At 70.8% G+C, this 5889-nt stretch carries 5 protein-coding genes; 2 read left to right on the top strand and 3 right to left on the bottom strand.

What is annotated here, in order from left to right; all coding sequences use genetic code 11:
• From PV363_RS14965 to PV363_RS14955, 3 genes are all read right to left on the bottom strand, one after another.
• Positions 1 to 1292 (bottom strand): amino acid permease (locus tag PV363_RS14965; RefSeq protein ID WP_301022735.1); only part of this gene is annotated, 1292 nt, incomplete at its 3' end.
• A 54-nt stretch (positions 1293 to 1346) separates the two neighbouring features.
• Entirely contained in the window at positions 1347 to 3206 is a 1860-nt protein-coding gene (gene dxs, locus PV363_RS14960; RefSeq protein ID WP_220345011.1) for a 1-deoxy-D-xylulose-5-phosphate synthase, read from the bottom strand.
• A gap of 82 nt (positions 3207 to 3288) precedes the next feature.
• Positions 3289 to 4434: a crosslink repair DNA glycosylase YcaQ family protein gene (locus tag PV363_RS14955; RefSeq protein ID WP_301022734.1), complete on the bottom strand. Its 1146-nt coding sequence runs from the start codon at positions 4432 to 4434 to the stop codon at positions 3289 to 3291.
• 14 nt (positions 4435 to 4448) lie between these two features.
• Here PV363_RS14955 and PV363_RS14950 point away from each other — a divergent pair, with 14 nt between their 5' ends.
• Both PV363_RS14950 and PV363_RS14945 read left to right on the top strand, forming a co-directional pair.
• Complete coding sequence (locus PV363_RS14950) at positions 4449 to 4910, top strand: HIT family protein (RefSeq protein ID WP_220341535.1); 462 nt, start codon at positions 4449 to 4451, stop codon at positions 4908 to 4910.
• A 9-nt stretch (positions 4911 to 4919) separates the two neighbouring features.
• On the top strand, positions 4920 to 5889 hold a 970-nt coding region (locus tag PV363_RS14945; RefSeq protein WP_301022733.1), incomplete at its 3' end, for a Fic family protein.

Below are 5889 nucleotides of genomic sequence, written 5' to 3'. Positions count from 1 at the left end.
CGGGTACGGCGCAGGATGACCACGCCGACGCTGACCAGGACGAACGCGAAGAGCGTGCCGATGTTGACGAGGTCGGCGAGCGTGGAGAGGTCGACGAACCCGGAGATCGCCGCCACCGCGATCCCGGTGACGAAGGTGATCCGGTGGGGCGTGTGGCGCTCGCCGTGGGTCTGGGCGAGCCACCGCGGGAGAAGCCCGTCACGCGCCATCGCGAAGGCCACGCGGGTCTGCCCGAGCATGAGGATCATCACCACGACGACGAGCCCGATGCAGGCGCCGACCGAGATCACGTCGCCCATCCAGCCCACCCCGACGGCGTCGAACGCGGTCGCGAGCGGAGCGCCGTCCTCCGGGTCGATGTCGTGGAAGTTCTGCATGCCCGTGATCACCAGGCTGACCGCCATATAGAGCACGGTGACGATCGCGAGCGACCCGAAGATCCCGATCGGGACGTTGCGCTGCGGGTTGTGCGTCTCCTCCGCGGTGGTGGCGACCACGTCGAAGCCGATGAAGGCGAAGAAGACGATCGCTGCGCCGGTGAAGATCCCGGCGACGCCGTACACCGCGGGATCGAGCCCGAGGAGGGACTGGACGAGCGGGGTCTTGAGCCAGCCCCCCTCCCCAGGCGCCGGTGGCTCGGACGGCGGGACGAACGGCGACCAGTTCTGCGCGTCGATGTAGCGGATGCCCGCGATGATGACGAGCAGCACGACGGCGACCTTGATGGCCACGACGACTTGGTTGATCCGGCTGGAGAACTTGATGCCGACGATCAGCACCCACATCACGAGCAGCGAGATCACGATGGCAGGGATGTCGACGACACCCGTGCCCGCCGCGGTGCTCAGCTGGGCGGGGAGCTCGAGGAACGTGCCTTCGACGAGGTTGTTCCAGTACGAGGAGAAGCCGGACGCAAGGGCCGCCGAGCCGACGGTGAACTCGAGCACCAGGTCCCAGCCGATCGTCCAGGCGATCAGCTCGCCGAAGGTGGCGTAGGAGAAGGTGTAGGCGCTGCCCGCGACCGGCACGGTGGACGCGAACTCGGCGTAGCAGAGGGCGGCGAGGCCGCAGGCGAGAGCCGCGACGAGGAACGAGATGGCGATCGCGGGCCCGGCCGTCGTCGCGGCCGCCTGACCGGTGAGGACGAAGATGCCGGCGCCCACGATCACGCCGACGCCGAACACGATCAGGTCGAGGGCTCCGAGGTTGCGGTTGAGTCGTGTCTCGGGATCGTCGGTGTCCTTCATGGACTGCTCGACCGACTTCGTACGGAACAGCGCGCTCCTGGCCATCGGGGTCCCCTCTCCCTCGGGGACACTATGCCGCGTGCGCGCGGCTCCGGCAGGTCAGAGACGTGCCAGCGTGTCGGCCGCGATGGCCTCTCCGGTCAGGCCCATCCGCTCGAGGAGGACGGCACGCTTGGCGTGGTCGAAGAACTCCTGCGTGACGCCGTGGACGCGCACCGGGGTGCGGACGTCGGCGTCGGCGAGCATCTGGGTGAGGACCGACCCCATCCCGCCGACACGGCCGCTGTCCTCGATCGTGACGAGAAGACGGTGTCGCGCAGCAAGCTCGACGAGAGCAGGGTCGAGGGGCTTGACCCACCGGGGGTCGACGACCGTGACACCGACACCCTCCGCCCGCAGCAGCGCTGCGGCGTCGAGCGCCTGGTGGACCATCGGGCCGGCGGCGACCACGAGCACGTCCTCCGCGCCTTCGCGCAGCAGCACGTCGCTGCGGCCCACGACGTCGACGGCCTCGACGTCGTCGGACACGCCTCCCTTGGGGAAGCGCACCACGGTCGGCGCATCGTCGACCGCCACCGCCTCGCGGAGCAGCTCACGGAGACGAGTGCCGTCGCGCGGCGCCGCCAGCTGCAGCGTGGGGACCACCTGAAGGATCGACATGTCCCACATGCCGTTGTGGCTGGGACCGTCGTCACCGGTGACGCCGGCGCGGTCGAGCACGAACGTCACGCCGCACCGGTGCAGGGCGACGTCGAGCAGGACCTGGTCGAACGCCCGGTTGAGGAACGTCGCGTAGACCGCGACGACCGGGTGGAGCCCGCCCATCGCCAGGCCCGCCGCGCTGGTCACCGCGTGCTGCTCGGCGATGCCCACGTCGTAGGTGCGCTCGGGGAACTTGTCGGCGAACGCGTCGAGGCCGGTCGGCGACAGCATGGCCGCCGTAATCGCGACGACGTCGCGGCGCTCGTCACCGATCCGGACCAGCTCGTCGCGGAAGACCGACGTCCACGAGGTCGGCTCCACGGCCAGCGCCTCACCGGTCAGGCGGTCGAACGCCTTGGCCTGGTGCATCTGGTCCTCTTCGTTGGCCACCGCGATCTCGTAGCCCTGACCCTTCGTCGTGATGACGTGGACGATCGCCGGCCCTCCGTAGGTCCGCGCCCGTGCCAGCGCCTCCTCCACCATCGGCCGGTCGTGGCCGTCGATAGGTCCGATGTATTTGAGACCGAGGTCCTCGAACATGCCCTGCGGGTAGAGCGCGTCCTTGAGACCCTTCTTGATCGCGTGGAGCGCCTCGTAGGTCACCTGTCCCACCGCGTTGGTCTGAGTGAGGCGCTCGCGCACCGCCTTGAGCGTCGGCTCGTAGCGCGGGTTGGTGCGCAGCCGAGCCAGGTGGTTGGCGAGACCGCCGACGGTCGGACGGTAGGACCGGCCGTTGTCGTTGACGACGACCACCAGGCGCCGGTCGACGTTGGCGGCGATGTTGTTGAGCGCCTCCCAGGCCATGCCGCCGGTCAGGGCGCCGTCGCCGATCACCGCGATCACGTGGTCGGGCCGGCCGGTGACCATGTTCGCCTTCGCCAGCCCGTCGGCATAGGAGAGGCTGGTCGACGCGTGGGAGTTCTCCACGACGTCGTGGGCCGACTCGGCCTGGCTCGGGTAGCCGGAGAGGCCGCCCTCGGTACGGAGGTTCTCGAACTCAGCAGCCCGGCCGGTCAGCATCTTGTGCACGTACGCCTGGTGACCGGTGTCGAAGATCACCCGGTCGCGCGGAGAGTCGAACACCCGATGGATCGCCATCGTCAGCTCGACGACCCCGAGGTTCGGGCCGAGGTGCCCCCCGTGCGTGGCGACGGCGACGATCAGCCGCTCGCGGATCTCCTCGGCGAGCGCGTCGAGCTCGGGGTCGGTGAGATCCCGCAGATCGCTCGGTTGGCTGATGCGATCGAGCGTGCTCATGGTCCTCCGCGGGTCTGGGTGGGCGTCATTCGATCTTAGGCCATCGCCTCCAACTACCCACGGAACCGTCGCCCGCGCCAGGTCACTCCACGACCGTGCGGAGCTCGGCGACCTCGGTGTCGAGCACCGACTCGACGGCGGTCAGCGCGTCGGCGACGGCCGCCTCGTCGGGCGGGTGCTCGCCCGGGAGCGGGAGCACCTCGACGTCGATCCGGGCACCCCTCGGGACGATCCTCCATCGAGCGACGATGCGAGTCCCGTCGAGCACGATCGGGCTGCACATGCCGTTGACCTTGTTGAAGATCGTGGGCAGGTTGTCGATCGCGGTGAAGCGTCCGCGCTCCGGCCCCGTCCCCTCGAACCCGAGCAGGACGCCGTCGAACTCGGGCAGCATCCTGACCCCACCCTCGTACGTGCTGCCGTCGGGTGCGTCGACAAGGTCGAGGTAGGTCGCGCCACCGGGACCCTCCCGTCGCACCACCTCATCCCCCAGGGCCTCGACGGCCGCGTCGACGGGGCGGAGCCGCTCGCCCAGCCACCACGCGACGTCACGGCGGGTCGCAGGCCCGTACGACGCGAGATGTGTCCGCACCAGCGCACGGCGGGCGACGTCGGGGTCGTGCGCGTCGACGTCGACGTCGACCACGGCACCCGCCGCCCGGTAGAGGGTGTCGGTGCGGGTGTGCCAGCGACGGTCGGGCGGACGACGGACGAGCCCGGGCGCCGAGCGGATCAGGTTGCGGGTGGAGGTGTCGGCCGCGACGCCACGGCCGTCCGGCTCGTGCTCGCCCAGCCACTCGAGCACGTGGGCCACGAGGTCGTCGCGCTCGCGCCAGAGGTCGGCGGCGTACGCGGCAGTCTCGGCGCGTACGTCGTCGGAGGACACGGCCTGCAGCGACAGCGCCTTGGTCAGCGACGTGTCGAGCCAGCCGCGGGTGATCGCGGCCGACCAGGCGTGGTGCAACGGCGTCGAGCTGTGGACCGTCCCACGCAGCGTCGTGCCCTTGACCAGCGCGTAGGACTCGAACGCCTCGACGACCGTCTCGTGGGTGATGCCGGGCAGCCGCGACGCCGCGAAGACGAACGCCGCGCGCGGGACCTGAGTCTGGACCGGTCCGAGCGCGGAGTACAACGAGACCAGGTCGTCGACCGCCGTGCCCGTGGACCTGGGGAACTGGCGGGCGAGGGTCCTCAGTGCGAGGTCGTCCTGTGACAGCGCTGTGCCCATGGTTCGATGCCTCCATGTCTGAGTCGTACGACGCGTCGTGCACGTTCTGTCGCGTGGTCGCCGGGGAGCTGGCAGCCCCCATCGTGCACGAGGACGCCGACACGATCGGCTTCTTGGACCATCGTCCCGTCTTCAAGGGCCACGTCCTCGTCGTCCCTCGCGAGCACGTGGTGACGTTGCCGGACCTGCCCGTGGAGCGGCTCGGCCCCTACTTCGCCGTCGTGCAGCAGATCGCGAGAGCGCTGCCGGAGGCCCTCGGCGCCCAGGGGACGTGGGTCGCTGCCAACAACGTCGTCTCCCAGTCCGTGCCACACCTGCACGTCCATGTGGTCCCCCGCACCAAGGGGGACGGTCTGCGCGGCTTCTTCTGGCCGCGGACCAGGTACGGCGACGGCGAGGCCGACGAGTACGCGGCACGGATCCGGGCGCGTCTGGGCGCGCTCGCGAGCGAAGGAAACGGCGAGAACCTTCGGTAACGTGCGGTCATGGACAAGGTTCCGTGGCCGGCGGTGCGGTGGGAGGAGCGGCCCTGGCCCGACCGGCCCGCCGCCGGGCTCGCCCGTCACCGGCGCCGCCGGCACCCTGAGCCGTACGAGGCGGCCGTCGTCCCGGCCATCACCGCGGCGCAGGTCGACCTCGACACGGCGCTGATCGCCGAGGCGGAGGAGGCGGCGGTCGAGGTCGCCCGGTTCGACACCTGGGTCTCGCGAGCCTTCAGCGACCACCCGGAGCCGGAGGCGACGGAGCTGACCGAGCTCGGACCGATGAGCACGATCCTCCTGCGCAGCGAGTCCGCCTCGTCGTCTCAGATCGAGAACCTCACCGCGGGGGCGCACCAGCTGGCCCTGGCCGAGATCGGAGCGGCGACCGGGCCCGAGGCCCGACTGGTCGCACGCAACGTCGCGACCATGCGCGCGGCGCTCGCGCTCGCCGACCGTCTCGACCTCGCCTCCGTGCTGGCCCTGCACCGCACGCTGCTCGCCGACAGCGACCCGAGCCGCGCCGGGCGGTGGAGGGACGAGCAGGTGTGGGTCGGAGGCACCCCGTACAGCCCGCACGCGGCCGAATTCGTGCCCCCGCACCACAGCCGCGTCCCGGAGGCGATGGCCGACCTCATCGCCTTCGTGCGCCGCGACGACCTGCCCGTGCTCGTTCAGGCGGCGCTCGCACACGCGCAGCTTGAGACGATCCACCCGTTCACCGACGGGAACGGCCGCACCGGCCGGGCGCTGGTCCACGCCGTCCTGCGCAGCAAGGGCATCTCCCAACGGGTCACCGTGCCGATCTCGGCCGGCCTGCTCACCGACACGTCCCGCTACTTCGCGGCGCTCGGCGCCTACCGTGACGGCGATCCCGCCCCGATCGTCGCCGAGATGGCGGGCGCGACGATGCGCGCCATCGCCAACGGCAACCACCTCGTGGCCGACCTGATCGAGCTGCGCGACCAGTGGTCTC

Origin of the sequence: Mumia sp. (assembly GCF_028803055.1) — a bacterium.
Lineage (GTDB): Bacteria > Actinomycetota > Actinomycetes > Propionibacteriales > Nocardioidaceae > Mumia.
Note: the sequence above shows the minus strand (reverse complement) of the source record. Positions and strands in the feature narration are given on the sequence as shown.

Excerpts from the sequence above, each read along its gene's own strand:
- dxs (WP_220345011.1), bottom strand. The coding sequence starts at position 3,206 with ATGAGCACGCTCGATCGCATCAGCCAACCGAGCGATCTGCGGGATCTC.
- PV363_RS14955 (WP_301022734.1), bottom strand. The coding sequence starts at position 4,434 with ATGGGCACAGCGCTGTCACAGGACGACCTCGCACTGAGGACCCTCGCC.
- PV363_RS14950 (WP_220341535.1), top strand. The coding sequence starts at position 4,449 with ATGTCTGAGTCGTACGACGCGTCGTGCACGTTCTGTCGCGTGGTCGCC.